Source organism: Shewanella sp. NKUCC06_TVS (assembly GCF_019345515.1).
Lineage (GTDB): Bacteria > Pseudomonadota > Gammaproteobacteria > Enterobacterales > Shewanellaceae > Shewanella > Shewanella oncorhynchi.
In genome coordinates, this window is the sequence record NZ_JAHKQX010000018.1 from 58,261 (window position 1) to 82,745 (window position 24,485).

Here is a 24,485-nt window from a genome sequence, read left to right on the forward strand (position 1 = left end):
TAACAAATGAGAGCAGGTATTAACACTAGCGAGTGTTTGCTTGGCGCTTAATTTCGTTGATTGTAACGCCACTTGGGACTGTATCGATCGGAGCGCCAATCATGCCTCTTAATAACTGTTCAGCAGAGGAGGTTAAAATAAGCGCCTCAATCCGACGATTAGCCGCCGCAGCAGTATCCGAAGTGATGTAAGGAACCTGATCAGCCATACCCGTCACCTGAATAACCTGATCGCGTTTAACACCGCCACGCTCAAGCACTCTTCGTGCTAATAGTGCTCTTTCACTCGATAATTCCCAATTAGTAAATAAACTGCCCGCATAAGGCGTTGAATCCGTATGACCAGAAATAACCATGCTATTAGTTATATTTTTTAAAATAGGCCCTAAAGATAAAAGTAATTCTTCAAAATAGGGCTGCATCTGTGCACTACCCCGCGTAAACATAAATTGATTCACATTATCGTGAATTAAGATGCGTATGCCTTGAGGCACAATAGTCACAGAAATGTTCTCAGCCATGCTCGAGCTTTGCACGACTCGATTCAATTCTCTGGCGAGCACAGTTAATTGCGCCTGAGTATCAAATTGCCCAGGGATGAGCGTACCTTCCTCTAATCCTTCTGACTCCGAACCTCTAGGCATAGAATTGGAAGGTATGATTGGAGGGGCAATAGACATATTGCCTTCTAAATCAATAATTGAAGATGACTGACTTAGCTCAAATGGATTCATTGGGCCAGTGGGATTCATATCTCCACGTAAATACTGCACTATCATGGTTCGCTCTTTTTGATCTGCGATTTGCATGATCCACAGCACCATAAAGAGCGCCATCATAGCAAGCGTGAAATCGGCAAAAGCGACTTTCCACGCACCACCATGCCCATGATTACGCTTTCCTCGCTTTCGCCGCTTGATAATAATCGGCTCATTTTTATGGAGCATTAGCTTCTCTGCCCTTCCATCCAACGTTCTAACTCGATAAATGAAGGACGATTTTCACTTTGTATTTGTTTCCGTCCCGCATCAATAGCCATCATTGGTGGTTTACCTTTTGAAAAGGTCACTAAAATAGCGGCTATGCACCGAAGCTGTGCCGATTTGCGATCAACCAGATGTTCTAATGCCTTTGACATTGGGTCAAAGAAACAATAACACGCGAAAATACCAATAAATGTACCGACTAATGCCGCGGCAACTTTGACACCAATCATAGTAATTGGGCCATCAATATTAGACATAGTAATGATAATACCGAGTACAGCAGCTAAAATACCAAAGCCAGGCATAGCTTCACCCACCTTACTAAAAGCTTCCGATGGTCGTAATCTGTCCTCTTCTATTCGATGAATCTCTTCTTCTAGGATATGCTCTAAGTCATGGGGAGATATTTTCCCAATAGATTGCACTCGTAAGTTATCAATTAAAAACTGTAAAACATTTGGGTGATTGAGCACGGCTGGGTACATTAGAAAAATAGAGCTCTGATGAGGATTTTCTAAATGTTCATCGAGCACTTTTAAGCCTTGAGATTGGATCTGAGCCATTAAAGTGCCCATCAAAGGAAATAACTGAGGATATAATTCAGGATCTTCTTTGCCCTTATTAAATAATTCTTTTAACTGCTCAAGCATTTCTTTTAATACTGATTGCGGGTTAGCAATAATAAGCGCCCCTACTCCGGCCCCCATAATGATTAAAATTTCAGCAGGCTGCCACAATGCAGACAAAGCTCCACCAGCCCAAACATATCCGCCAAACACAGAAGCTAAAATGATTAACAGCCCAACTAGTTTACTCATTACGATCTTCTCACTTTTAAACTTTAGCGCTGCAATATTGTTTTTAACTGTGAAATAGCTGATTTATGCAGCTGGCAAATACGCGTTTCAGTCAATCCCAATGCCATAGCTATCTCTTTTAAATTCAGCTCATGATGATAGTAAAGCGACAGAATTAGCTGTTCTCTTTCATTTAATTTTGAAATAACTTTGATCAAAGTTTGCTTCAGCATTAACCGCTCAACATCATTACTTCTGTCTACTGGATGATCACCGCCCAATAGTAACTCATCTAAGCTTTTCATCGACTCTGCTTGCGTCGAGTATAAACGTTCCCGATAATCCTCCGCGCTCAGCCCAAGCGCACTGGCCACTTCAAGATCGCTTGGTTCACGTCCCATCTCTCGACTCAAACGTCTAACTACATCATTAAGCTCATGGGCCTGCTGTCTAACAGGCCTAGGGCGCCAATCCTGCCGCCTCAACTCGTCGAGTATGGCACCGCGAATACGTTGCCCAGCGAAGGAAATAAATCCATTATCCAGCTCACCAGGATACCGACGTGATGACTCAAGCAAGGCCATCATGCCAATTTGCTCCATATCCTCGAGGGATAACATCACGCCGCAGTGACTGCGCATCTGCGAGACTATACGTTTGATTAATGGCAAGTATTGTCGAATAATCTGTTGTTCAGATTGACGCTCTTCGACTGGATAATCACAGGTTTGTTGATATGCGAGTTGGCCCGCTGCTGTCATGATAAGGCCTCTTACTGGATCACCATGCGAGTAAAGAGTACTTCATCAATATCTGACGGTAATTGGTTATCTGACAGCACTTTAACCATCAATATCAACGCCTCTGATTGTAAACTGTCAAGCTGATCTAAGTGGTTCAACTGCTCAAATGTTTTACGTGAGAACATCTTCATCATAGCGTTTCGTATAAGTGGATCTGACTCCAGCAACACCGTTTTCATATTGGGATTACGGCTTTTTAATGACATTTCAAGCAGCATGTAATGGGGATATTTATCCCCTGGAATCGATATTACAAACTTTTCTAATGGATAAAACTTTGCCACAGGTACAGGTTCGACTTCGGGTTCCGATGCAAAAAGCTCTGCTAGCTTCCAATCTCCACTACTTGTTCCAATCCAAAATGCACCTGCGGTCGAACTAATGAGCACAAGTAACGCTAAAATAATCTTTACTAAACGAGATTTTAAAATTGCCATGAAACGACTCCGGCACTTAAGCCAATAAATCTAATTGGGATTTCTCTCTCGCCATCACATCGACTACATTATCCGTTGTAGTTTCAGCCGCTATCGACGAGGAGAATAATGCAGTTTCCTGTTGATGCTGTTGCGATTCTCCTTGGCCAATATCGACATCAATTTGACCGCCATGATCCATTGCCAAATCCACTCTCAAACGATCTAAACCATTGAGCAATGCATCTCGAATCGCAGGATTTACTGCGTGCATTTGCACCTGTAAACGATCGCCCTCTAAACGAATATTGAGCTCAATCTTGCCCAGTTCTGGCGGATCTAACCTTAATTCAGCCTTCTTAATATGTTGATCGACTTGGAAACGAAGATGCTCTCTTAAGGGAGTAAGGATCTCCTGAGAGTGCTGCGCTAAAGAAGCCATGGGAGTGAGGGATACAGGGCCCCATTGAGTAGCACTTGCAGCCTGCGTACCCGCAACCTGCTGAGATCCTATCGCATTAATATCTTTAACTTCATGCCCCCTAAGTTCTGCCAACACACGCTGAAACACTGACGAGTCAGATTTCAAATGCTCACAATCCCCAGAGAAAGTTGCCAGCGTTGAATCCTGCGTAAATACGCCGCTCATTTTCAAGGATTCGCCACTCATACCCGCAGGCTGAGTACGACTTCCTGCAAGAGCCATAGATGAGGTCATCCCTGAACTAAATAGCGTTCCTCTTTGATCTGTGGTTGAAAGCCCAATTAAAGACGCAGGAGTTCGACCTATCGGATCCGCTTTAACAGTTTCTGCGGGAAAAATCACAGGAACAAACGGCGCTACCGCAGTCGGTGAAACGAGACTAGCCTGAGGCGTGGCGGCTAAGCCATCTTGAATAATAGGCACTGAGTTAATCTCAGTATTTAACAGTGACGGAGACAATCCCTGTGCAGCAGGAACTATAGACGCAAAAGGAGCCGAATCAATGAAACTACTATTAACATATTGATTTGAAAAAGTATCAGCATCTCTTTCTAAAGTATGTTCGCCATTCTGAGTCCACTGAGTCCCCTCTAACGGGAGAGGCGCTGCAGACAATCCGACTGGCAACCCCAACAAGGTAAATGACTCTGATTTATCTTGATCAACTGCACTTGCCACTTTAGTCATCAAGCTGGTATTTGTGCCAACAGGACGAGTTGAAAGAAGATCAGATATCATCCAAAACTCCACTTACTTGTGTTAATTGATAGGCGGCTAAACCTGGTTGTTGCGCCTTAAAGCGGCCCATTTCAGCGGCTAATTCATCACGAGCCAAGATCAACTCTTGTAGCACTTGGGAATGAACCCGCTTTAATTCTGCACGTGCCAATTTCTGCTCAATATCATGAGTCTCACCTGCCTGTTGCAGGGCTTTGATCAAAGCGATGTTCACTTTTCGGACGCTTTCCCAATCCTGAGCATCTGCATATTGGCGTAAAGCATTCGCAAAACGCGCCCACTGCTTAATTGAGATTTGTCCATCCTTCTCTGACATTCGTAATCACCTGAGTCACTGGAACTAGCGCTTCAGCACTGTTTTCGACACTGGCGCTGACAAGCTGACGGCTACAAAAGTCATAGAGACGATGTAAGCTCACGGCAACCTCACCACCATTTTCAAGGTCAAGCATAGAGTCCAAGCCATGCACGATATTAAGGCACTTATGGATACTCATTCCTTTCGCCTCAAACCTTTGGTATTCCATATGGCCAGCGGTCCGCTCTAGTTCTTCCAATAAACCATCAAGTAACATACGCACCATGTCATGGGTTGTTGCTGCCGCTACTTGTGCATCTAAAGCGGTTTGCTTGTAGGCATTAAATGGATCGTACTCATTTAACATTTTTTACTGCTTCCTATGAAAACAACTGACTTGCGGAATTAAACTGATTAATGGTGGATTCCATTGCCGTAAACTGGGTTAAATAAATCTGATACTTTTGATTCATTTGATAATCATGGCGCGCCATACTGTCATTCACACTTTTAATCTGCTTATTTAGCGCTTCCTGCTTTTGATCGATATAGCCATTGAACTGTGTAAAAGGTTTTAGGGTCTTTTCTATGCTTTTGATATAACTGTCAGGACCAGTAAACATGGCTTGTACTTTTTCTGGATCACTTTTAAAGCTATCGGTCAGCTTAGCATCATCAATTTTCAGTTTTCCGTCTCGTCCAATCTCAATCCCGATATCAGACAAACGCATGCCATTAGCAGCCGTTGCAAATACAGAATCACGTAATTTAGACTGGAGAAGGCGAATAGAGGTATCCCCCTTCAACACACCAATTTGCGCTTCACTCACTGCAGTGGTTTTGTCTTCCTTATCTTTATCGGAAGAGCCAGAGTCAGAGGTTTTAACGCCCATAGAACGAGTTAATTGATTAATTTGCGTCATTAAAGAATTAAATGAATCGACAAAATCCTTAACCGCTTTCTTATTCGCTTCAAAATCGTCTGTGACTTTAATCATGCTGCTTTCACCAGCCGCATGCACCTTGACTAATTCGAGGCTGACACCATCAACAACATTTTCTAGATAGTTACTACTGCTGGTAATACTGATACCGTTTAATGTGAGTTCCGCATCTTGTGCTGCACGACGTTCTGTCATGCCCCAATCGGCACCGTTAAACTCTACCTTCACTTGATTCGCGACACCCGATTCCTTTGAAGACAGCATAAATTCGATTTGGTTACCTGTGCGCACTAATGACGCTTGTACACCAGGATTACCCACTTGTTTATTGATCACATCGCGTAACTGAGACACAGAAATAGCCGCACCGCCATTAACCGTTGCCAAATCAATTTCCATACGCTTAGTCGGATCACTACCGACTTGAATACTGATAATACCCGACGTTGGCAACAATTCACTTTCAGAGGAATAGGCTTTAGTCAGTTGATGCGCTTGCGCAAGTTTATGCACACTCAAATCATAGTTGCCCTTAGGCGCATCAGATTTAACTGTCGCGGTCGCATTCTCGCCCGTAACCGTAGCAATTTTGCCTTTAGCTGCATCGCCACCCATTTCACTCAGCTTAGTGGCCATCTTCTTCATATTATTTTCGAGCAACGTATAAGCATCTAACTGTGTTTTGCTGGCAGTTAGCTTACCTTTGTAAAGCGTATCTTTACCTGCGCGGTCTGCGCCAATCAGTTGCTGAGCAAATTGTGCTGCATTCATACCTGAAATCATGACTACCTCCACTCGTTCTAGAGCAAAACGCATGCCAAAAACAAGCTACTGTTTTTAAATGAATTTAAATAATTAACTGGCCCCAACACAGCTAAATACTTCCGCATGAACACTTAAACAGGAAAACCATCTTCCACTTTGTGTTATCGAAAATTACCCCCCTAAAACATGAACCTTATAGGTTTCAATCTCGGGTTTAGCGACTATCGACCAATACATAAACCGTGGCTAAAATAAAAATGCCAGTCAGCGCAACTAACTGGCATTTTAGCCGTGACCAATGACATCACTTGCCCAATAACATTAACGCAATAGACCCATGACTAAACCCGTATTCTGGTTAGCTGAAGACAGTACCGTTGTACCCGCCTGAACTAATAATTGATTACGTGTCATATTGGCAGATTCAACCGCGAAATCGGCATCCATAATACGGCCGGCAGCGGCTTTAGTATTTTCAGTTACGCTGGCAAGGTTAGCCGCAGTATGGCCAAGACGGTTAATGTTGGCACCTAAGGTTGAACGTTCTGTCCCCACTTTAGCCAAGAAGGTATCAACAGCCCCGATAGCCGTATTGGCGGCTGCAGAAGTCAACAAATCACCAGTAACAGTCTTATCAATAGCACCTAAGGTAACTGACATTTGCTCTGCTCCATCCGAGCCAATCTGAAAGGTCACACCTTTGACGAGTACACCATCAGTAGCATCTTTAAATAAGTTATTACCCGCATAGGTTGTATTTTCTACAATACGGGTAATTTCTGCATTTAATTGCTTAAACTCATCATCCAACGCTTTTAAATCTGCTGTAGAGTTAACGCCGTTTGATGCTTGAGTCGCCAATTCTTTCTGGCGGTTAGCAATAGTCGTTAATTCTTCTAACGCACCATCAGCGGTTTGCAGCATAGAGGTCGCATCAGAAATATTGCGTGAAGCCGTTTCCATGCCCTTTACGTTAGCGCTCATGCGGTTAGCAATTTGCAAACCCGCAGCATCATCAGATGCGCTATTGATACGTAAACCCGTCGACAAACGCTCCATAGCATTAGTTAATAGATTATTGCTTTTATTAACAGCACCTTGTGCAACAATTGACGCGTAATTAGTGTGAACACCTAACATATCAGCTCTCCTAGAAAAACAGTTATCTTAGCTATGCCTGAATCCCGGTATAGCTCCATAACTAAGTAAGGCGACAGCAACAGCGCAAAACTAAAACTTATTAAAAAATAGATGGGATCACCTCTATAAAAACAGACTTAAATGGCATCCACAAAACGCCATAAAAAATGCCAGCAAGCTAAGCTTACTGGCACTTAAAACTAACTCAACTCGGCGTAATTAACGCAGTAGCCCCATCACTAAACCTGTATTTTGGTTAGCAGAAGACAGTACCGTTGTACCCGCTTGAACTAATAATTGATTGCGTGTCATATTGGCAGACTCAACCGCGAAATCGGCATCCATAATACGTCCAGCGGCGGCTTTGGTATTTTCAGTCACACTGGCAAGGTTAGCTGCAGTATGTCCAAGACGGTTAATGTTGGCACCTAGGGTAGAACGTTCTGTACCGACTGCTGCGATAAAAGTATCAACAAGGGCAATTGCCGCATTCGCGCCAGTAGTTAAATCACCAGCAGCCAGCGCTGCATCATCTATGGCTGTTGTTGTAACAACCAATTTTTCACCCGTTCCAGCACCAATTTGGAAGGTAACACCAGCCTCCAACTTGGTGAATAAGTTATTACCGGCATAAGTTGTATTATCGAGAATACGGGTAATTTCGGTGTTTAATTGAGTAAACTCATCATTCAGAGCCGTTAAATCATCAGCAGAGTTAACACCGTTTGCCGCTTGAGTGGCGAGTTCTTTCTGGCGATTAGCAATGGTCGTTAATTCTTCTAACGCACCATCAGCAGTTTGTAGCATAGAGGTCGCATCAGAAATATTACGTGAAGCGGTTTCCATACCTTTAACGTTAGCGCTCATGCGGTTAGCAATTTGCAAACCAGCAGCATCATCAGATGCGCTATTGATACGTAAACCTGTCGATAAACGCTCCATTGCATTAGTCAATAGATTATTGCTTTTGTTAACAGCACCTTGAGCAACAATTGAAGCGTAATTAGTGTGAACACCTAACATATAAGTTCTCCATTAAATAACGAGTAGCGGGGTTAGACCTGAGTTCAGGGATAACTAACTAAAGCGACCACACAAGCGCTTAACTAAAACCTATTTAAAAATAGAGTGTATGACACTATAAAAACTAGACTGAAATGGCATGCGCAAACACCATAAAAAATGCCAGCAAGCTAAGCTTACTGGCATTAAAACTAACACTGACTAATTGAATAAAATTAGCGCAGTAAGCCCATCACTAAACCCGTATTTTGGTTAGCTGAAGACAGTACCGTTGTACCTGCTTGAACTAATAATTGATTGCGGGTCATATTGGCAGATTCAACCGCAAAGTCGGCATCCATAATACGGCCTGCAGCGGCTTTAGTGTTTTCGGTAACGCTCGCTAAGTTAGCGGCAGTATGGCCAAGACGGTTAATGTTGGCACCTAAGGTAGAACGCTCAGTACCCACAGCGGCTAAGAAGGTATCCACAAGGGCAATCGCAGCATTGGCGGTACCACCTGTTAAAGTACCTGCGACAGTTTTAGGAATTGCGCCTAATTTAACATCCATTGTTTCCGTTGTTCCGGCGCCAATTTGAAATTTCACGCCCGTACCAGAGGTCAATACACCAGTATCGAATAATTTATTACCGGCATAAGTGGTATTTTCTACAATACGCGTTATTTCGGCGTTCAATTGCGTGAACTCATCATTTAATGCCGTTAAATCAGCCGCAGAGTTAACGCCGTTAGAGGCTTGAGTAGCCAATTCTTTCTGGCGATTAGCAATGGTCGTTAATTCTTCTAACGCACCATCAGCGGTTTGCAGCATAGAGGTCGCATCAGAAATATTGCGTGAAGCCGTTTCCATACCTTTTACGTTAGCACTCATGCGGTTAGCAATTTGCAGACCAGCAGCATCATCAGATGCACTATTAATACGTAAACCAGTCGACAAACGCTCCATAGCATTAGTTAAAAGGTTATTGCTTTTATTTACAGCACCCTGCGCAACGATTGAAGCGTAATTAGTATGAACACCTAACATAGTAGTTCTCCAGAAAATAACGATTGTTTTGGTTAGGCCTGAATCCAGGCATAACTCATTAAGGCGACATGAAAAGCTCTTCACTGAAGCCAAATAGCTTATTTTCAAAAATTAAATAATCACACTTAGGATTCGCTTCAAAAATTAGAGCAGCAGAGCGCTAACCTGTTCGCGGTTCGTATTTCCCTGCGCCATCAAAGATGTTACTTGATAGGCAAAAGGATAGGGTTGCATAAATTTATGCAAATGCTGGAGTTCAAATTTGGGCTGACTAGATGCGGTCAATTGCTTAACCTTCACCAGTAGTAAACGGTGGGATGCTTTAATATCATCAATTTGCACTGTGACTTTTTTATCTACCTTTGACACTTTAGCCAATGTCATTTTTAACTTTTCAGTATCCGTAAAATTCCATTCACGGGGATCCTGCCAACTAAATTTCTCTTCTAATGGTATATTCCTCGGCTCACCCGCGGGCAACCTTTGCCCTTCGCCGACCATTAAAATCCCCCCATTGAGCTTCATCCAAGTCTCATGCTGTGCAGTAAACACTGTGTCATTGGTCGATAAGCGGTCAATACTTATCCCAATCGAAGCTAAAACAGGCTCTATGATATCTTGTAGCTCTAAGCGATTTTTATTGGCAGGCAAAAGCAAATGTAATGTTTGCTTCTCAGTAAAAAGCGTAATCCGCTCATCGCGGTTCTTAGGTGATGTGAGATCGACTCGTCGGAACCTAAAAAAATGTAATGCCGCAGGCTGGGATGCTGAAATCAAATTCAAGTGATGATCGAGTAAACGCTTTCCTTGGTAATAAGGCCTAATCTCGATTAATTGTCTTCGACACTCCTCCGCTTTATGTAATGCATCTTCAACAACTGTGTTTTTACTGAACAAGCAGGTTTGTAGCTGTTTGTTCAGTTGACCTAGGATACTCTTGGCAGAAATCAAGCTCTGTAACACCACTTGCGATGCACTAATATTATGTTGCTCTTGAGTCACCTTAGCCCAACGTCCATAGGCTTCCAATCTATGCTTAGGTATGGGCCTCGCTTTCGGTGCACTGCGAGGCACACCTGATATCGGTGCAACATAATGAGACGTTACCGTCTGACTTTGACGTAACTGACTAAGTGACTCACCTATCCCTTTGATCATTTAACTCATTACCTACATATGATTGAAAAGGGACAGCTGGCTTATCTGTACAAAAGTTTGCTGGGTAATTTTTAATGCGGTTAATTTGACATTGAACTCGGCAGTGGCAGCGGCATAATCGAGCTCCTGCGTTTCACCTATCACTTGTTTACTAAACAACACCATTTCTTCATGGGAGCTTTTAACTAAAGCGAGATTATTTTGCTTGCCACCGAAATCGGTAATAGCCGCACCTATGCTATCTAAGGTTTCACTTAACGCTGTTTGTATTCCACTCGCGGCCGCACTAAAAGCAGGATCGCTTGGTGATAAGCTTGGATCATTTAATACGTTAATATAGTCCATTGCTTGATTCAAAATATCTTGACCAGCATTGGAGAACAAGACTTTTTCGGCGGTGACATTAGCCGTAGTCCATGAAGAGCTAGACGTTTGTACCGTTCTCTCGCTAGCATCACCTTGGTAGACGTATCGCCCAACCGCATCCTTAACTACCGCAGCTTTCTCAATCGCATTACCGGAAAAGAGATAATTACCCGACTCATCGGTGGCGTTAATATTATCCACTAACCCCTTTAAGAGTTCTTCCATTTCAGAAGCATAGGATGCTCTATCCTCTTTCGAGAGATTCGAGCTATTAGTCGCAATACTGATTTCTTTCATCCGCTGCTGCGTCTCAACCATGCTGGATAAATAGGTTTCAGCACGGCTCATATTGGTACTTAAGGAATCGATATTTTTAACATATTGCTGTACTAGTGCTAAATCACGTTGGTTATCCATTACCCGAACAACACCAATAGGATCATCCGAAGGCGATAGTATTGAAACACCTTTAGAGAGCATTTGATTCAAACGTGCCACATCATAGGTCGTGTTCTGCAAACTGTTTAAATTGTTAGTGTATAAATTTTGCATTGTTACACGCATGAATAAAGTCCTTAAAAGCTACTAAGCATAGTTTGAAACAGTTGATCTGCGGTGGAAATCACCTTCGCATTTGCCATATATGACTGCTGATAGATGATCAAATTAATCCCTTCTTCATCGGGATTCACACCACTGGTACTCGCCCATTGGGACTGCGCATCTTTTTGCAAATCTACACTTGTTTTAGCAAATGAAATCGCTTGGCGAGAAGCAGAACCTAACTGGCCAACCTTGCTGGAGAAGGATTCCGCTAAGCTTGTATTACTGCCAAGGCTAGTAAAACTCAGTTCTTTATTCGCTAGCTGTACTAAAGCTTTTAAATTTGCGTTATCGCCTTGGGTGCCATCTTTACCAAAGGCAAGTTTATCAGGCGTAAAACCGGCCGTTAGAGATAAGCTTCCTCCTGGGTTATTAGCTTGATAAGTAAATAAATCCTGTGACGGTGTCGCACCATTTAAGTCAGTGCCAGAAGCAAGAATAGAATTAAACTCAGTCGCTAACATTACCGCTAATTCATCTATGTACTGTTGCGAATCCGCGAGCTGCACATCACGGTACGTAAGCAAGGCACCTAAACTGCCACCAGCGGTTTCATCAACATTAAACTGGCTAGCACCAAATTGGATAGTCACCAAATCGTTCTTAGGATTGGTGGGATCGGGATTACTCGTTAACTTAGCGGCAGTATTTCCCGTCAATAGCGGCTCACCTCGGGCCAGCGAGATATTGACCATGCCTTGGCTATCTTCAACAACCCGAATATCTAAAATCGCCGCTAAGTCATCAATTGCAGCATCTCGACTATCTTGCAGTGCAGGGGGAATCGTTCCTGTTACACTCGCTGCCTGAATGTCGCGGTTGAAACTGGCAATAATATTAAGTTGTGAGTTGATCTCTTTAACGGATGAACCAAGCTGTCCATTGATCTGATTACGTTGCGAATCAATATTGTCGTTGATTGCATTCACTCTTTGGGCAACGGCATTAGCCTCATTAAGTACACCTTGTCGATAGGCAATGAGATTAGGTTGTTCCATAGATGAATTAAGGGCGGCGAATAATTGATCTAGGCCTTTTGAGATATTATTCCCTTCGGCACCAAATACTTGTTCAGCCTGACGCAAATAACTACTTTGCACTTTAGAAAAACCAACAGCACTCGTTGTTTGCCATAACTGCGCGACTTCGTATTGATCAGAGATCCGTCTAACACCATCAACAAACACGCCCGCGCCGGAGCCATAAGCACCGCCACCAACCGAACTTAACATCACCTGCTGACGTGAATAGCCTCCAACCATAGCATTAGCAACGTTATTTGAGGTTGCATTCAATGCGGCCATGCTTGCCAATAAGCCAGACTTACCAATGTTCAACATGCTCATTTAAAATCCTTCACAACGGGCCGCATAATAAGTGCAGGCTGCATCGCTGTTGTTGTCATCTGTTGAGGATCAAAGGCGACCGGATCTTTCTCAGACTGAAATGAACGTGATAGCTGCTTAGTCATCACGTCAGCCAAGCCCATACCATTGACTTGGCTTAAACGACTGGCCAATTCCGCATCATGTAAATCTTGATAAAGGCCATTATTGCTTTTGGAGGTTAAAGGATTATCTTCATCGGCCATAGCGTCGGTGGCTGAGCGCATTTGCTTAAGTACCGTTTGCAGGAACTGCGCCTCAAATTGTTGACTGACTAATTTAAGTGCACCTTGCTCGCCATTCGCCTTAATCAAATCATCAGCATTCAGCTTATTTAAGTAACCGCCCGTATTTTCAACTTTCATTAAATTACCACCAAATCAGCTTCTAAAGAGCCCGCTTCCGCCAAAGCTTCTAAAATTGCCATCAAGTCCATTGGTGTCGCACCTAAGCTATTTACGGCACGCACGATTTCTTCAATTGCCGTGCCCTCGGGCCAAACAAACATACGTTTGTTACCTTGCTCGACTAATACTTGGCTATCATTAGTCACCACGGTTTCCCCTGCGGCATTACCAAGATAAGCGCCATTAGGCTGGCTCACGTTTTCCCGTTCAACAATAGTCACTGTCAGATTGCCATGGCTCACAGCGGCTTTACGAACCACAACATCTCCCCCTAATACCACAGTGCCAGTACGACTATTAAACACGATTCGAGGTGAACGTCGGCCTTGGTCAATCTTGAGTTCTTCAAGCATTGACATAAAAGTCACACGCTCTCGATTCGACTTAGGCGCGTGTATCAGAACCTTGGCATGATCTTGCGCACGTGCAACATCGGGTCCAAATAGTTCATTCACAGCCCGTTCGATATTTCGGGCGGTTTTAAAGTTAGGATCCTTAAGGTTTAATATGATGTCTTCATTATCACTAAAGTTACTTTTGATTGGTGCCTCAAGTAAGGCACCATTGGGGATAGTGCCAACAGTTGGCACATTCACAGTCACAGATGATCCATTACGACCGGCGGCAGAAATACCGCCAACCACTAAGTTGCCCTGCGCTACCGCGTAAACCTCACCATCGACAGCCCTAAGAGGCGTCATTAATAAGGTTCCGCCCTGAAGACTTTTTGCATCACCAAGGGATGAAACCGTCACATCTAAGGATTGTCCTGGGCTCGCCAGAGAAGTAATAGTCGCATGCACAGCAACAGCGGCGACGTTCTTTAACTTAGGATCGGTTTTATCATCAATCTGTACACCAAACTGTTTAAGCATATTGACGACAGATTGACTGGTAAATTTAACTTGAGAGCGGTCACCCGTTCCATTTAATCCGACGACTAAGCCATAACCCACGAGTTGGTTATCACGCAGACCTTGCACATCGACAATATCCATCAAGTAGCGGCTTTGCTCTTCCGCTTGCAGTGTACCAGTAGCCAAAAGTAACAATAATAAACAACGTAGCATCAAAATATCCTTTGCTAGAGCGGGAACCATGGACTATTGAAATAGCGAGAAGCCCATCCCATAGCATTACTGTCGGCAATGGCACCTTGACCACCATAGATAATTCGGGCATCGGCAATACGTTGCGACGATATCGTATTGTCATTACCTATATCATCAGCACGTATAATGCCAAGTAAGCGTAAATACTCATCGCCCTGATTCAATCGCAGCCATTTTTCACCACGTATCAACAAGGTACCATTAGGTAAAACCTTAGAAACAGTTACAGTGATTGAACCTGATAACTGGTTTTGCTGTGTACTTGAGCCTGCACCATTAAACCCTCTCGAAAAAGAGGTTTTACCGTCAGCATTGGCCGTTTTATCACCAATATTGCCCGCAAGCCCCATACCCATATCTTGTTCTTTGTTGGTCTTGGTATCCGCTTTCTTACTCGAATAGGTTTTTTCATCTAACGCGACGGTTAAAATATCGCCCTCACGGAAAGCACGTTTATCCTTAAAAAGCGTCAACATAAAACCGGGACGATAAAGACTGCCATCCTTTGCATCTGGCAGGCTGTAGTCAATCTCAGGCGGTGCCCACTCTTTAGTGCCAGGTTTAGTCTCCTTATCTGGAATATGCGACATACAACCCGATAACAGTGCAAACCATAAAAACCATAACCAACGCATGATTGCCTCTCTAAACCGATTGATTGAGGAACTTGAGCATATCGTCTGAGGCTGACACAACTTTGGCATTCATCTCATATGCTCTCTGCGTGGAAATCATTTCGACCATTTCTTCCACCACGTTGACGTTTGCGCCCTCTAGCGCACCCTGTCTTAAAGCACCTAAAGCTTGATCACCCGCCACACCTTCAACCGCCACACCCGATGCCGCCGTTTCACGGTAAAGGTTGTCACCTCGAGCTTCTAACCCTGCTGGATTAGTAAAGTTAACAAGCGTGATTTGACCTAAATCTTGAGGTTCAGCTTCACCCGCCATTTTCGCTGTGACTACACCATCGTTAGCAATGGTAACGGTTAGCGCATCTTCAGGGATCACGATATTGGGCACTAAAGGTAAACCTTGTGACGTGACCATCATGCCTTCGCTGCTGCGATAAAACTGACCGTCACGGGTATAAGCAAGATCGCCATTTGGCTCTTCTACTTGGAAAAAACCATGACCTTCGATCGCTAGATCCAACTGCTGACTGGTATTTTGCATATCCCCAGTAGTGAATATTTTTTGAGTACCAACGACTCTCGTTCCTGCACCTAATTGCAGACCCGATGGCAGATTATTCAGTGCATCAACCTGTCCACCTGGCTGACGTTGAACCTGATAAAACAGATCATTAAACGCAACACGGTCACGCTTAAAACCTGTGGTATTCACGTTTGCCAAGTTGTTGGCAATCGCAGTCATTTTCGTATCTTGTGCTGTTAGGCCGGTTTTACTTACCCATAACGCTGATTGCATACCAATAATCCTTAAACATTGCCCAGCAGACGATTACCAGCCTCGGCCAGCTTTTCTGCACTTTTCATTAACTTAACTTGAATCTCAAATTGACGACTCAAATCCATAGATGCAATAAGCTCTGACACGGCCTGCACGTTACTCGACTCAAGGAAGCCACTATCCACTAACACACCTTCATCTTGTGGCACTGCTTGGCCATCACGACGATAGAGCAACCCATCTTGCCCCTTTTGCATTAAGGCAAAGTCAGGATTCACTAGCTTTAATCGGCCCACCTCCTCAATGATCCCGCCTTCAGAGGGTAAAACACTGACGGTGCCGTCTTCACCCACAAAGACATCTTTATGCTCAGGCAGCGCTATCAGCCCATCAACGCCTAATACAGGTCGGCCATCGATAGTCAGTTGCCCCTCGGCATTGGTCTCAATTGCACCTGAACGGGTGTATGCTTCAACACCGTCAACAGCCACACTGAACAAGCCACGATCGCGGATCGCTAAATCCAATGAACGGCCCGTAGGATTGATCACCCCACTTTGCTGGCTAAAACCACTACTCTCAGTCTGTGCCATAACCCTTGTGTTCAAACTATTACCTTGAACAGCTAAAGGCACGGCATTAACGCGCTCAAGGTCGGCTTTAAATCCTGCAGTTTCAGCGTTAGCCAAGTTATTCGCGCGAATACTTTGCGCCTCAAGAATACGAACTGCACCACTGGCGGCGGTATAAAGCATCTTCTCCATGTCAGTGTCTCTTCTTAAATGGCATTAAGTAATGCTTGTTGCATAGTCGAGTTCACATCGAGAACTTTGGCGTTAGATTGATAATTACGTTGTGCCGACATGAGGTTAACCATTTCAGCGGTCGTATCCACATTCGAGCCCTCTAAATACCCCCCCGTAACAGTGCCCATAGTGCCTGTAGATGGCGCCCCCATAATCGCTTGCCCAGCGGTATTTGTAGCCACCCAAGCATTGTTACTCACGGCAGATAAACCATTGGGATTACTAAAGTTTGCGAGGACGACCTGACCCTGTAATTGATCTTGGCCGTTAGTATAAGTGCCATACAACATGCCATTGTCATCCAGACGCACGCCTTTCAATTCACCCGAGGTGTAACCGTCTTGAGATAAGCTGGAGTTGTTATATTTGGCGGCATACTGAGTGCTTTTATCAAAATTGATATCAAATTTAAGCGGTGATGCCCCATTACCCAATGTAAGGTCGAAGGTATCCTTTGTCGTAGTTGGATCTAAAATGCCTTTTGAATCAAATTTTAATGTTGTTTGGTCTGGCAGAAGAGTCCCATCCAGAGTGTAATTAACAGTCCACTCATTCGGCGCTGTTTTTACATAATACTGAGTCACCACATGCTCTGTACCCAAAGAGTCGTAGACACTGGTGGTACCAATAGAGTGATAACTATCAATATTTTTAGGATCAAATGGCACGGCTGGGACAGCTGGAGGAATAACATCGACTCTCGCATCGAGATTTGAAACCATGCTGACATTCGTTGTGGCTTTGGCCGCTAAAGAAGCCGTTTGTACCTGTAAGTCACCCGCATTACCGGTTTGTAATCTTCCCGTCGCATTCACAGAATATCCCTGTAAACGATTACCGACTGGATCGGTTATAAAGCCTTGATTGTCCTTATGGAACATCCCTGCTCTAGCATACATGGCGCCGCCATCATTCCCCTTGAGAACAAAAAAGCCTTCGCCTTGGATCCCCATATCAAGCTGACGACCGGTATAAGTTAAGCTGCCACCTTTAGAGAAGTTTTGGCTCGTTGACATCACGCCAACGCCACCCGCCTGACCACCATTATAAATGGATGCAAATTCACTACGGCCACCGCGAAACCCACTCGTCGATGCGTTAGCAATGTTATTACTGATAGTGTTGAGATCTTGAGTCGTCGCCTGTAAACCACTTAAAGCTATGTTAAATGACATCTTAATATCCTATAAAAATAATTTACGAAACTTCAGAAATATTGAGCACAGAAACAACCCCAACACCATGGCCCATTTCAGCCATCATCATGCCGGATGCACTGGAGAAATGGATTCTCTCGATCGGTGCCTTAATATACGTTGGCGCAACTAAACTATTTTCACCTAGTGTCGCCTTAGCTTTGATTTCATATTGGCCTGCAGACAACCCCAGCTCAGCTGGATCGATAGAGAACCGAACATCACCAACATCCTGAGCACCGAGTTGAATAGTGCTAACGACCTGACCTTGTGCATCGATAATTTCAAGATCTAAGCCTTCAGCTGCATTCTCTAAATACACTTTGCCTTCAACCGCTTCACCATCGAGCTGAAACTCAGACACAGGCACCATGGCATTCTTACCAATCAAAGATGCCGACTGTACTATGCCCAAATTTTCCATCATGACCATTTGGCTTGATTGATTCTTCCGCATTCCCTCTAAGCTTTCGACCTGCGAAAACTGCGCTAATTGAGAGATATACTCAGCACTGTTAAGCGGTTTAGTGGGATCTTGATTCTTGATTTGCGCGATCATTAAGGTCATAAATTCATTCTTTAATGACGCAGCATCATTCCCTGGAGCCGCTAATGCACCTGCTGGATTCTGAATCGAGTTGTTACCAGAGCGAGCCAATTCCATTGCTATTTATTCCCTAGTTGCAATAAACCTTGCTGCATAGAACGCGCACGATTCATGATTTCAACACTGGTTTCAAATGAACGACTTGCCGCCATCATGTCGGCCATTTCTTCAATCGTGTTCACATTAGAGTAAGCGACATAACCTTGTTCATTGGCAAAGGGATGATTCGGCTCATAACGCATATCCAATGGGGCATCCGCTTGGACTATCTCACTCACTTCAATCGAAGCACCAATCGCACCTTGTTGAGTCGCATCATAAATAGTCGCAAATACGGGTTTTAATGCTCGATAGGCCGACTCAGGGTTTTCGGCGGCAGTTCCAGCGTTAGCTAAGTTACTCGCGACTGTATTTAAACGTATGGTCTGAGCATTCATGCCAGCACCCGCTATTTGATAAATATCGCCAAATGACATACAGGCTCCTAACGACCTTCAATAGCAGACTTTAGACCGGCTATTTTCATGTTTAAAAATGTCAAACTCGTTTGATAATCCATCGCATTCTGTGAATATCTTGCCTGTTCCTTACCGAGTTCCACGGTATTATCATCGGCAGAATTTTGATAAGGCATGCGATAAGCGAGGTTGTACTCTTGATTCATCTGCATGCCTGCTTCAACTTGCTTCATGGCCGCTTTGAAATCCAAATCTCTCGCTTTGTACCCCGGAGTTTCGGCATTGATTAAATTACTCGCTAATACCTTGCTTCTCTCCACTCTAAAATCGAGTGTCTGAGGATGTATTCCTAATGCTTTATCAAGGTTGATAGCCATCTCAACTCCTAGTACTGTATGCGTAATTAATTTAGATGGTCGAGCAGCTTACAATTAGCATGCCAATATACTTATTCATATAAAACAGTTGGTTAAATGAAATCGCTATTGATATACGGAAAGTTCTTTTCCCTCACTTTCTTACTGAGCATAGGGTTACTTCCGCTCAATGTGCACGCGAAAGGGAAGATCACGGCGACAGAACAAATATCTCAGCAAATGACAAACTCCGTAGCCGCAGAGATAGCTAAGTGGCAACAATCGCAAGAGATCAAAAAAGTCAGCAAAAAAATCACACTGCACATTCCTTCCAGCACAGCCAAGCTAAAAACGTGTAGCACGGCGCTCCAAGTCGAGGCTGCTAAAGGGCTCCCATTCGGTCGGATCCAACGAAAAATAAGCTGTGCCTCTGAAGGCTGGTCACTCTATGTTCGGGCCAAGGTTGCTCTCAGCGCCTACATTCCTGTTGCCAACAAAACGCTTAAGAGAGATGAAGTTGTCACATCAGAAAATCTACAATGGCAAATGCTGCCCTTAACTGCGTCAGATCAAGACATTATTACTGATGAAAAACACATTTTAGGGCAAGCGGTTGCCAGAAAAATAATCAAAAACAAACCCATAAGAGCAAGCAATTTAAGTGCACCAGAACTCGTGAGCATAGGAGATGAAGTGATTATTGAAGCAGTCAGTGCCACCTTTTATGCCAATATGATTGGGATTGCTATGGATGCGGGTAAACAAGGTGATGCCATTAGAGTGAGGAATAGTAGTTCAGGGAAAATCATTACCGCCTACCCCATAGCTAAGGGGAGAGTTGAAACCCGTTTTTAACATTCAGGTCACCTGAGGATAAATTTAAAAATTTATTTTAGATTTATCCTATTTAGGTCGCCTATATCTAATATCTAGCCATTTATGACGATGAACATCTATGGAAATTAATAAAATTAGTAGTGCCTTGAGCACTGAGTTCAGCACGAGTAAGAGCGCTAATACGCCCAGAAAGCCCGTTGAATCAGAAAATCTATCAACGCCAACACGACAAGATATTAGTCACGACTGGCAATTGTTAGAACAAACCCAGAAAGAGTTACATACCATCTCCGACGTTGACACAGATAAAGTTGCTGCTATACGTCAGGCTTTAAGTAATGGCAGCTTTGAGCTGAGCTTAGATAAAATTGCAGATAAGATATTGATACAGCATGGATAATAGTCAAGTAAATAAGCGCGAACTTGTTCAAAGTTTAATTCGCGATATTCGTCAAGATCTTGAGGGATATAGTCAATTAAAATCAATGCTTAAGCACCAACGTGAATTAATGCAACGCAGGGATAATGATGCGCTCTTAGCCCATAACGAGCGTCAAACTGCACTGTGTAACAAGTTAGCTTTGAGAGCCAAACAGCGAAGCGAAAATCTCGCGACACTAGGTTTTAATAGTGACAATAGTGGCATGAGACGCTTAATCACGGCGCTACCTGATCACCTAAGACCGCAAATAAAAATGTCATGGGACAACTTGCAGCTGTTAGTGAAAGATAGCCAAACAGCCAATGAAACCAACGGCAGATTGCTAGTAATACAGCAAGAGACGATTAACCGTATCCTGAATCAAGATGGCCAACACCATGAAATTGATTACGGTGCCAAACGCTAATCAAACTGAATTATTGAGAGTTACCAAAGCCCTCGCTAATGGGACATAGTTTAAAAGGTGGCTCTCAGCTGTAATGACACAGCGCTTATTGGCCTTTATTCTTGTAATAGAAACCCGCCATATCATCAACAACAGCCTGTTCACGACGTGCCACTTGTGCTTGTTCTTGTATACGTGTTTGTTTTTCAAGCCACTTCAAACCTTGCTGACGCCCTAATTGCTTACGCCATAGGCGATCAATACGCAGCTGTTCCTGTTGTAGAAAGACCTCCTTTTGAGCTAACTTCACCCGCATAGGCTCTAACACTTGCGCCATACTTGCGGAATTTTGCCAGAGCAAAACATTTGAGCCCTCTTTCGCACCACGATAAGTCAATATCATTTGGGCTAAGGCTTGATTTTGTTGTTGATTTAGTTGGACGCTTAGGCTGGAATCATCGCGTTTTTGCCCTAACTGCGCTAATTTCTTTTCAGCTTGAACACGTAACTTAGAGAGATGACGCTGGCTCATATCCCATAACTCCCATCAACTGTTCCAATTGCACTAAACTTTCAGCCAAATTAACTTTACTGTGTGTAGTCTGGCGTAAAAATCGTGCCATTTCTGGATACACTCGCACAGCAAGATCCATTTCAGGATCTTGGCCCGCTTGGTAGCCACCTAAAGGTAATAAGTCTCTGACCTCATTGTAACGACTCAAAAGATGTCTAAAGATCTGACTCTGTTCAATACTGCTAGAGGTCGCTATGTGCATGGCTAAGCGGCTCACTGACGCATTAAGATCAATCGCAGGGAAATGTCCTTGCTCGGCCAATTTACGACTTAGCACTATATGGCCATCTAAAATAGCTCTCGCTGCATCTGCAACAGGATCCTGCTGATCATCACCCTCGGCCAATACGGTATAAAACGCGGTTAGCGTTCCCGTCGGATGTTCACCATTGCCCGCCATTTCCACCAGTCTAGGTAACTGTGCAAACGCCGATGGCGGATAGCCTTTGGTTGCTGGAGGCTCACCTAAACTCAAGGCGATTTCACGCTGTGCCTGAGCATAACGAGTCAATGAGTCGACTAATAGCAACACTTGCTTACCTTGATCTCTAAAAGCACAGGCAATGGAGTGGGATAACCGCATTGCACGTAATCGCATCAGCGGTGTGGTATCTGCAGGGGCTGCAATAATCACAGCCCGTTTACGCCCTTCTTCACCGAGTGTTTCTTCAATAAACTCCCTGACCTCACGGCCACGCTCACCAATTAAGCCAACCACCACGACATCTGCTTCAGTAAAACGAGTCATCATGCCTAATAACACACTCTTACCCACACCAGAGCCCGCAAAGAGCCCGAGTCGCTGGCCTCTACCAATGGGCAACAAACTATTGATGGCGCGAATACCGACATCTAGCGGCTGCCGAATAGGCTGGCGCAGCAAAGGGTTGTAACTCGTGTGAGATTGCGGGACTTGTGAAACACCGGTTAAATCACCCAATAAGTCGAGTGGTTGTCCAAGTCCATCAAGCACCCTGCCAAGCAAACCATCACCAATAGCAATTGTTTGCTCATCCGTAATAGGCAGCACTCTGGCACCTGGCATCAAGCCCTGTGTAGGCTCAATCGGCATAAGGCACAATACGTCCCGATGAAAGCCAACGACTTCAGCCTCAATTAAACGACCATTTCGCCCTTCAATCTGGCAACGATCCCCCATGCCAAGCTGACAGCCAACAGCCTCAAGCAATAGACCATTGACTCGAATAAGACGCCCATAAACCCTTGCAACTGGAACCTGAGGCCAATCGTCATGAAATACATCAGACTCCAATCTCAGCCTCATTCAACTTGGTTTCAACCTGCTTCATGCAAGCATCGAGTCGTGTCTCGACTGAAGCATCTGCATCGGATTTATCACTCACAATTCGACAACTGCCCGCTGAAATACTGCTATCAGCGATGAGATTCCAGCCACGGATTTTATCTTCCGAGAGCTCTTTTAATTTAGTCACGGCACTCGGCTCTAAATGGATTTTGATATCCGCTTGGTCATCGGGCAACGCACTCAAGGTTTCTTCAACGAGTTTAAGAATTTGTTGTGGCTGCAGGGTTAGCTCGCAGCGAATCACTTGTTGTGACACTCGGCGTACTAATTCAAGGATCAAATTTTGCTGTTCACGAACCTGCTTTGCATGACCATCTTCGAGTAGCTCTCTCAAAGCACCTAGCGGTACGAGTAAACTGTTGAGCTGCTCATCGATGGATGCTCTACCCGCTGACTGCCCATCTAACCGACCTTGATGAAAACCAGCTGCATGTCCAGCAATGCGCCCTTCTTCTATGCCAGCCTCATAACCCGCACTCTTACCTTGAATAACACCTTCGTCATAACCCTCATCGAATGCTTGTTGATAACTTTGAAAATCACTGCCCGCATCGGAATTTGATTCCACCGCATCGTGTAATGCAGGAAAACGATAACGACGAGCGAGATTGGTATTTAGACGCCAACGAGAATGCTTGTTTTCCATTAAACAACGACCTGTTCTTCAAATAGCTGCAATTCAATTTCACCTTCTTGCATTAATTGCTTCGCCAGTTCCATTATCTCTTTACGCGCCCCACTCGCTCGGCTAACAGGTACACCACCTAACGCTTCTATTTGTGTTTCAATCGCTGACGACATGCGTTTAGGCAAGGCATTGAGCAAGGCATCTTTTAATTCAAAATCAATGCCTTTTAATGCTAACGATAAGGTTTCAGAAGGTACTTGTCCTAATAAGGTCTGCAACGTTTCTTGCTTTTGTCGCCCAAGAATAATGAAGTCAAACATGTTATCGGTGACATCAATCGCCATCTGCTTATCATGGAGTTTGATCATTTCCATCAGCTGTTCTCTGTCACCTTCGAAGCGATTGAGGATATCGGCAACCTGTTTGACACCCGCCACTTGCGTGTGACTTTTCTCCATTGCCATCAACATACAACGCTCAACCAGTTCTCGCAGTTCCTCAACAACGTTGCGGTCTAATTCGCCAAGTTGCGCAATACGAACAAGCACCTCATCTTGGCTATCACTAGGCAACATTTTTAAGATTTTAGCGGCACTTTCTGGTGGTAATAATCCCAACAATACCGCTTGCAACTGGCAGTGCTCATGGGTGATTTCACGGGCAAGTAATTGGGGGTCAACCCATTCGAGACGCTTAACGAGCACTTTAATCTCATCACCATAAATGCTATCGATAAGACTTTTAGAGACTCTGTCTCCCAAAGCGATATCGAGTGTCTTTTGTAAATAGGACCGTGAGGCTCTGGCGATACCCGATTGTTCTTTATAGCGTTGGAAAAAACGGCTGAGTACTGCCTCGGCTTCTTGCTGGGTAATACTCGATAACCGCGCCATTTTATGGCTTAAGTGTTGCACATCGTTACGATCCAAATGCGCCATGACCATGGCAGCACCTTCTTCTCCCATACTCAGTAATAACATGGCCGCTTGGGCGTAATTGTCCAT

At 44.2% G+C, this 24,485-nt stretch carries 30 protein-coding genes; 3 read left to right on the forward strand and 27 right to left on the reverse strand.

Going from position 1 to position 24,485, the window contains the following annotated elements:
• Positions 1–25: 25 nt before the first annotated feature.
• The 23 genes from KO531_RS18405 to flgB form a co-directional block, all read right to left on the reverse strand.
• Positions 26–946 carry a flagellar motor protein MotB gene (locus KO531_RS18405; protein ID WP_219251929.1) on the reverse strand — a complete coding sequence of 307 codons (921 nt, stop codon included), beginning with the start codon at positions 944–946 and terminating at the stop codon, positions 26–28.
• Positions 946–1,803 (reverse strand): flagellar motor stator protein MotA, encoded by an 858-nt coding sequence (motA, locus tag KO531_RS18410; RefSeq protein WP_113940807.1) that lies wholly within the window; start codon positions 1,801–1,803, stop codon positions 946–948. Before motA ends, KO531_RS18405 begins: the two co-directional genes overlap by 1 nt.
• Before the next feature lie 23 nt (positions 1,804–1,826).
• On the reverse strand, positions 1,827–2,543 hold the full coding sequence (locus KO531_RS18415) for an RNA polymerase sigma factor FliA (protein ID WP_113940808.1): 717 nt from the start codon (positions 2,541–2,543) through the stop codon (positions 1,827–1,829).
• Between the two features lie 11 nt (positions 2,544–2,554).
• Positions 2,555–3,022 carry a flagellar basal body-associated FliL family protein gene (locus KO531_RS18420; RefSeq protein ID WP_131523400.1) on the reverse strand — a complete coding sequence of 156 codons (468 nt, stop codon included), beginning with the start codon at positions 3,020–3,022 and terminating at the stop codon, positions 2,555–2,557.
• A gap of 16 nt (positions 3,023–3,038) precedes the next feature.
• The gene (locus KO531_RS18425) at positions 3,039–4,223 is read right to left on the reverse strand and encodes a flagellar hook-length control protein FliK (protein WP_219251930.1); all 1,185 of its coding nucleotides are present in this window, start codon (positions 4,221–4,223) and stop codon (positions 3,039–3,041) included.
• Positions 4,213–4,539, reverse strand: coding sequence for a hypothetical protein (locus KO531_RS18430; RefSeq protein ID WP_219251931.1), 327 nt, complete (start codon positions 4,537–4,539; stop codon positions 4,213–4,215). Before KO531_RS18430 ends, KO531_RS18425 begins: the two co-directional genes overlap by 11 nt.
• Entirely contained in the window at positions 4,508–4,888 is a 381-nt protein-coding gene (gene fliS / locus KO531_RS18435) for a flagellar export chaperone FliS (RefSeq protein WP_113940812.1), read from the reverse strand. The genes KO531_RS18430 and fliS overlap by 32 nt, the downstream gene beginning before the upstream one ends.
• A 13-nt stretch (positions 4,889–4,901) precedes the next feature.
• Positions 4,902–6,248 carry a flagellar filament capping protein FliD gene (gene fliD, locus KO531_RS18440; protein ID WP_113940813.1) on the reverse strand — a complete coding sequence of 449 codons (1,347 nt, stop codon included), beginning with the start codon at positions 6,246–6,248 and terminating at the stop codon, positions 4,902–4,904.
• Positions 6,249–6,551: 303 nt separating this feature from the next.
• Positions 6,552–7,370, reverse strand: coding sequence for a flagellin (locus KO531_RS18445; protein ID WP_113940814.1), 819 nt, complete (start codon positions 7,368–7,370; stop codon positions 6,552–6,554).
• 219 nt (positions 7,371–7,589) lie between these two features.
• Positions 7,590–8,393, reverse strand: a complete 804-nt coding sequence (locus tag KO531_RS18450) for a flagellin (protein ID WP_113940815.1) — start codon at positions 8,391–8,393, stop codon at positions 7,590–7,592.
• A gap of 215 nt (positions 8,394–8,608) precedes the next feature.
• Positions 8,609–9,421 (reverse strand): flagellin, encoded by an 813-nt coding sequence (locus KO531_RS18455; RefSeq protein ID WP_006083386.1) that lies wholly within the window; start codon positions 9,419–9,421, stop codon positions 8,609–8,611.
• A 144-nt stretch (positions 9,422–9,565) separates the two neighbouring features.
• Positions 9,566–10,579 carry a hypothetical protein gene (locus KO531_RS18460; protein ID WP_168825875.1) on the reverse strand — a complete coding sequence of 338 codons (1,014 nt, stop codon included), beginning with the start codon at positions 10,577–10,579 and terminating at the stop codon, positions 9,566–9,568.
• A gap of 12 nt (positions 10,580–10,591) precedes the next feature.
• On the reverse strand, positions 10,592–11,509 hold the full coding sequence (flgL, locus tag KO531_RS18465; protein ID WP_219251932.1) for a flagellar hook-associated protein FlgL: 918 nt from the start codon (positions 11,507–11,509) through the stop codon (positions 10,592–10,594).
• A gap of 11 nt (positions 11,510–11,520) precedes the next feature.
• The gene (gene flgK, locus KO531_RS18470) at positions 11,521–12,894 is read right to left on the reverse strand and encodes a flagellar hook-associated protein FlgK (protein ID WP_219251933.1); all 1,374 of its coding nucleotides are present in this window, start codon (positions 12,892–12,894) and stop codon (positions 11,521–11,523) included.
• Positions 12,891–13,298, reverse strand: a complete 408-nt coding sequence (locus KO531_RS18475) for a rod-binding protein (RefSeq protein ID WP_113940819.1) — start codon at positions 13,296–13,298, stop codon at positions 12,891–12,893. Before KO531_RS18475 ends, flgK begins: the two co-directional genes overlap by 4 nt.
• Complete coding sequence (locus tag KO531_RS18480) at positions 13,298–14,410, reverse strand: flagellar basal body P-ring protein FlgI (protein WP_113940820.1); 1,113 nt, start codon at positions 14,408–14,410, stop codon at positions 13,298–13,300. The genes KO531_RS18475 and KO531_RS18480 overlap by 1 nt, the downstream gene beginning before the upstream one ends.
• Positions 14,411–14,424: 14 nt before the next feature.
• Positions 14,425–15,087, reverse strand: a complete 663-nt coding sequence (flgH, locus tag KO531_RS18485) for a flagellar basal body L-ring protein FlgH (RefSeq protein WP_113940821.1) — start codon at positions 15,085–15,087, stop codon at positions 14,425–14,427.
• Positions 15,088–15,097: 10 nt separating this feature from the next.
• A complete protein-coding gene (gene flgG / locus KO531_RS18490) occupies positions 15,098–15,883 on the reverse strand; it encodes a flagellar basal-body rod protein FlgG (protein WP_006083393.1) in 786 nt (261 codons plus the stop codon).
• A gap of 11 nt (positions 15,884–15,894) precedes the next feature.
• The gene (locus KO531_RS18495; protein WP_173247921.1) at positions 15,895–16,629 is read right to left on the reverse strand and encodes a flagellar basal body rod protein FlgF; all 735 of its coding nucleotides are present in this window, start codon (positions 16,627–16,629) and stop codon (positions 15,895–15,897) included.
• A gap of 14 nt (positions 16,630–16,643) precedes the next feature.
• Positions 16,644–17,846 carry a flagellar hook protein FlgE gene (flgE, locus tag KO531_RS18500; RefSeq protein ID WP_113940823.1) on the reverse strand — a complete coding sequence of 401 codons (1,203 nt, stop codon included), beginning with the start codon at positions 17,844–17,846 and terminating at the stop codon, positions 16,644–16,646.
• Between the two features lie 22 nt (positions 17,847–17,868).
• Entirely contained in the window at positions 17,869–18,531 is a 663-nt protein-coding gene (locus KO531_RS18505; RefSeq protein WP_113940824.1) for a flagellar hook capping FlgD N-terminal domain-containing protein, read from the reverse strand.
• Positions 18,532–18,533: 2 nt separating this feature from the next.
• Positions 18,534–18,950 carry a flagellar basal body rod protein FlgC gene (gene flgC, locus KO531_RS18510; protein ID WP_131523392.1) on the reverse strand — a complete coding sequence of 139 codons (417 nt, stop codon included), beginning with the start codon at positions 18,948–18,950 and terminating at the stop codon, positions 18,534–18,536.
• A gap of 8 nt (positions 18,951–18,958) precedes the next feature.
• On the reverse strand, positions 18,959–19,309 hold the full coding sequence (flgB, locus tag KO531_RS18515; protein WP_168825885.1) for a flagellar basal body rod protein FlgB: 351 nt from the start codon (positions 19,307–19,309) through the stop codon (positions 18,959–18,961).
• Positions 19,310–19,405: 96 nt separating this feature from the next.
• Here flgB and flgA point away from each other — a divergent pair, with 96 nt between their 5' ends.
• The 3 genes from flgA (at position 19,406) to KO531_RS18530 (ending at position 20,973) form a co-directional block, all read left to right on the forward strand.
• The gene (flgA, locus tag KO531_RS18520; protein ID WP_131523391.1) at positions 19,406–20,143 is read left to right on the forward strand and encodes a flagellar basal body P-ring formation chaperone FlgA; all 738 of its coding nucleotides are present in this window, start codon (positions 19,406–19,408) and stop codon (positions 20,141–20,143) included.
• A 100-nt stretch (positions 20,144–20,243) separates the two neighbouring features.
• Complete coding sequence (flgM, locus tag KO531_RS18525) at positions 20,244–20,525, forward strand: flagellar biosynthesis anti-sigma factor FlgM (RefSeq protein WP_113940828.1); 282 nt, start codon at positions 20,244–20,246, stop codon at positions 20,523–20,525.
• On the forward strand, positions 20,518–20,973 hold the full coding sequence (locus tag KO531_RS18530) for a flagellar protein FlgN (protein WP_028761850.1): 456 nt from the start codon (positions 20,518–20,520) through the stop codon (positions 20,971–20,973). The genes flgM and KO531_RS18530 overlap by 8 nt, the downstream gene beginning before the upstream one ends.
• 85 nt (positions 20,974–21,058) lie before the next feature.
• Here the strand turns inward: KO531_RS18530 and KO531_RS18535 are convergent, their stop codons facing one another.
• The 4 genes from KO531_RS18535 to KO531_RS18550 are packed head-to-tail and all read right to left on the reverse strand — an operon-like array spanning position 21,059 to position 24,485.
• The gene (locus KO531_RS18535) at positions 21,059–21,484 is read right to left on the reverse strand and encodes a hypothetical protein (protein WP_173247927.1); all 426 of its coding nucleotides are present in this window, start codon (positions 21,482–21,484) and stop codon (positions 21,059–21,061) included.
• Positions 21,462–22,811, reverse strand: a complete 1,350-nt coding sequence (locus KO531_RS18540; RefSeq protein WP_113940831.1) for a FliI/YscN family ATPase — start codon at positions 22,809–22,811, stop codon at positions 21,462–21,464. The genes KO531_RS18535 and KO531_RS18540 overlap by 23 nt, the downstream gene beginning before the upstream one ends.
• On the reverse strand, positions 22,789–23,499 hold the full coding sequence (gene fliH, locus KO531_RS18545) for a flagellar assembly protein FliH (RefSeq protein WP_113940832.1): 711 nt from the start codon (positions 23,497–23,499) through the stop codon (positions 22,789–22,791). Before fliH ends, KO531_RS18540 begins: the two co-directional genes overlap by 23 nt.
• Positions 23,499–24,485 (reverse strand): flagellar motor switch protein FliG, encoded by a 987-nt coding sequence (locus KO531_RS18550; RefSeq protein ID WP_049821660.1) that lies wholly within the window; start codon positions 24,483–24,485, stop codon positions 23,499–23,501. Before KO531_RS18550 ends, fliH begins: the two co-directional genes overlap by 1 nt.

Bases quoted from the DNA above. Each gene is read 5' to 3' on its own strand.
- KO531_RS18455 (WP_006083386.1), bottom strand. From the start codon at position 9,421: ATGTTAGGTGTTCATACTAATTACGCTTCAATCGTTGCGCAGGGTGCT.
- KO531_RS18430 (WP_219251931.1), bottom strand. From the start codon at position 4,539: ATGTCAGAGAAGGATGGACAAATCTCAATTAAGCAGTGGGCGCGTTTT.
- KO531_RS18415 (WP_113940808.1), bottom strand. From the start codon at position 2,543: ATGACAGCAGCGGGCCAACTCGCATATCAACAAACCTGTGATTATCCA.
- flgA (WP_131523391.1), top strand. From the start codon at position 19,406: ATGAAATCGCTATTGATATACGGAAAGTTCTTTTCCCTCACTTTCTTA.
- flgK (WP_219251933.1), bottom strand. From the start codon at position 12,894: ATGAGCATGTTGAACATTGGTAAGTCTGGCTTATTGGCAAGCATGGCC.
- KO531_RS18420 (WP_131523400.1), bottom strand. From the start codon at position 3,022: ATGGCAATTTTAAAATCTCGTTTAGTAAAGATTATTTTAGCGTTACTT.
- flgB (WP_168825885.1), bottom strand. From the start codon at position 19,309: ATGGCTATCAACCTTGATAAAGCATTAGGAATACATCCTCAGACACTC.
- flgM (WP_113940828.1), top strand. From the start codon at position 20,244: ATGGAAATTAATAAAATTAGTAGTGCCTTGAGCACTGAGTTCAGCACG.
- motA (WP_113940807.1), bottom strand. From the start codon at position 1,803: ATGAGTAAACTAGTTGGGCTGTTAATCATTTTAGCTTCTGTGTTTGGC.
- KO531_RS18405 (WP_219251929.1), bottom strand. From the start codon at position 946: ATGCTCCATAAAAATGAGCCGATTATTATCAAGCGGCGAAAGCGAGGA.
- KO531_RS18475 (WP_113940819.1), bottom strand. From the start codon at position 13,298: ATGAAAGTTGAAAATACGGGCGGTTACTTAAATAAGCTGAATGCTGAT.
- flgL (WP_219251932.1), bottom strand. From the start codon at position 11,509: ATGCGTGTAACAATGCAAAATTTATACACTAACAATTTAAACAGTTTG.
- flgE (WP_113940823.1), bottom strand. From the start codon at position 17,846: ATGTCATTTAACATAGCTTTAAGTGGTTTACAGGCGACGACTCAAGAT.
- fliD (WP_113940813.1), bottom strand. From the start codon at position 6,248: ATGATTTCAGGTATGAATGCAGCACAATTTGCTCAGCAACTGATTGGC.
- KO531_RS18550 (WP_049821660.1), bottom strand. From the start codon at position 24,485: ATGGACAATTACGCCCAAGCGGCCATGTTATTACTGAGTATGGGAGAA.
- KO531_RS18495 (WP_173247921.1), bottom strand. From the start codon at position 16,629: ATGGAGAAGATGCTTTATACCGCCGCCAGTGGTGCAGTTCGTATTCTT.
- KO531_RS18480 (WP_113940820.1), bottom strand. From the start codon at position 14,410: ATGCTACGTTGTTTATTATTGTTACTTTTGGCTACTGGTACACTGCAA.
- fliH (WP_113940832.1), bottom strand. From the start codon at position 23,499: ATGGAAAACAAGCATTCTCGTTGGCGTCTAAATACCAATCTCGCTCGT.
- KO531_RS18530 (WP_028761850.1), top strand. From the start codon at position 20,518: ATGGATAATAGTCAAGTAAATAAGCGCGAACTTGTTCAAAGTTTAATT.
- KO531_RS18460 (WP_168825875.1), bottom strand. From the start codon at position 10,579: ATGATCAAAGGGATAGGTGAGTCACTTAGTCAGTTACGTCAAAGTCAG.
- KO531_RS18505 (WP_113940824.1), bottom strand. From the start codon at position 18,531: ATGGAATTGGCTCGCTCTGGTAACAACTCGATTCAGAATCCAGCAGGT.
- flgG (WP_006083393.1), bottom strand. From the start codon at position 15,883: ATGCAATCAGCGTTATGGGTAAGTAAAACCGGCCTAACAGCACAAGAT.
- KO531_RS18425 (WP_219251930.1), bottom strand. From the start codon at position 4,223: ATGATATCTGATCTTCTTTCAACTCGTCCTGTTGGCACAAATACCAGC.
- KO531_RS18445 (WP_113940814.1), bottom strand. From the start codon at position 7,370: ATGTTAGGTGTTCACACTAATTACGCGTCAATTGTTGCACAAGGTGCT.
- KO531_RS18535 (WP_173247927.1), bottom strand. From the start codon at position 21,484: ATGAGCCAGCGTCATCTCTCTAAGTTACGTGTTCAAGCTGAAAAGAAA.
- fliS (WP_113940812.1), bottom strand. From the start codon at position 4,888: ATGTTAAATGAGTACGATCCATTTAATGCCTACAAGCAAACCGCTTTA.
- flgH (WP_113940821.1), bottom strand. From the start codon at position 15,087: ATGCGTTGGTTATGGTTTTTATGGTTTGCACTGTTATCGGGTTGTATG.
- KO531_RS18540 (WP_113940831.1), bottom strand. From the start codon at position 22,811: ATGAGGCTGAGATTGGAGTCTGATGTATTTCATGACGATTGGCCTCAG.
- flgC (WP_131523392.1), bottom strand. From the start codon at position 18,950: ATGTCATTTGGCGATATTTATCAAATAGCGGGTGCTGGCATGAATGCT.
- KO531_RS18450 (WP_113940815.1), bottom strand. From the start codon at position 8,393: ATGTTAGGTGTTCACACTAATTACGCTTCAATTGTTGCTCAAGGTGCT.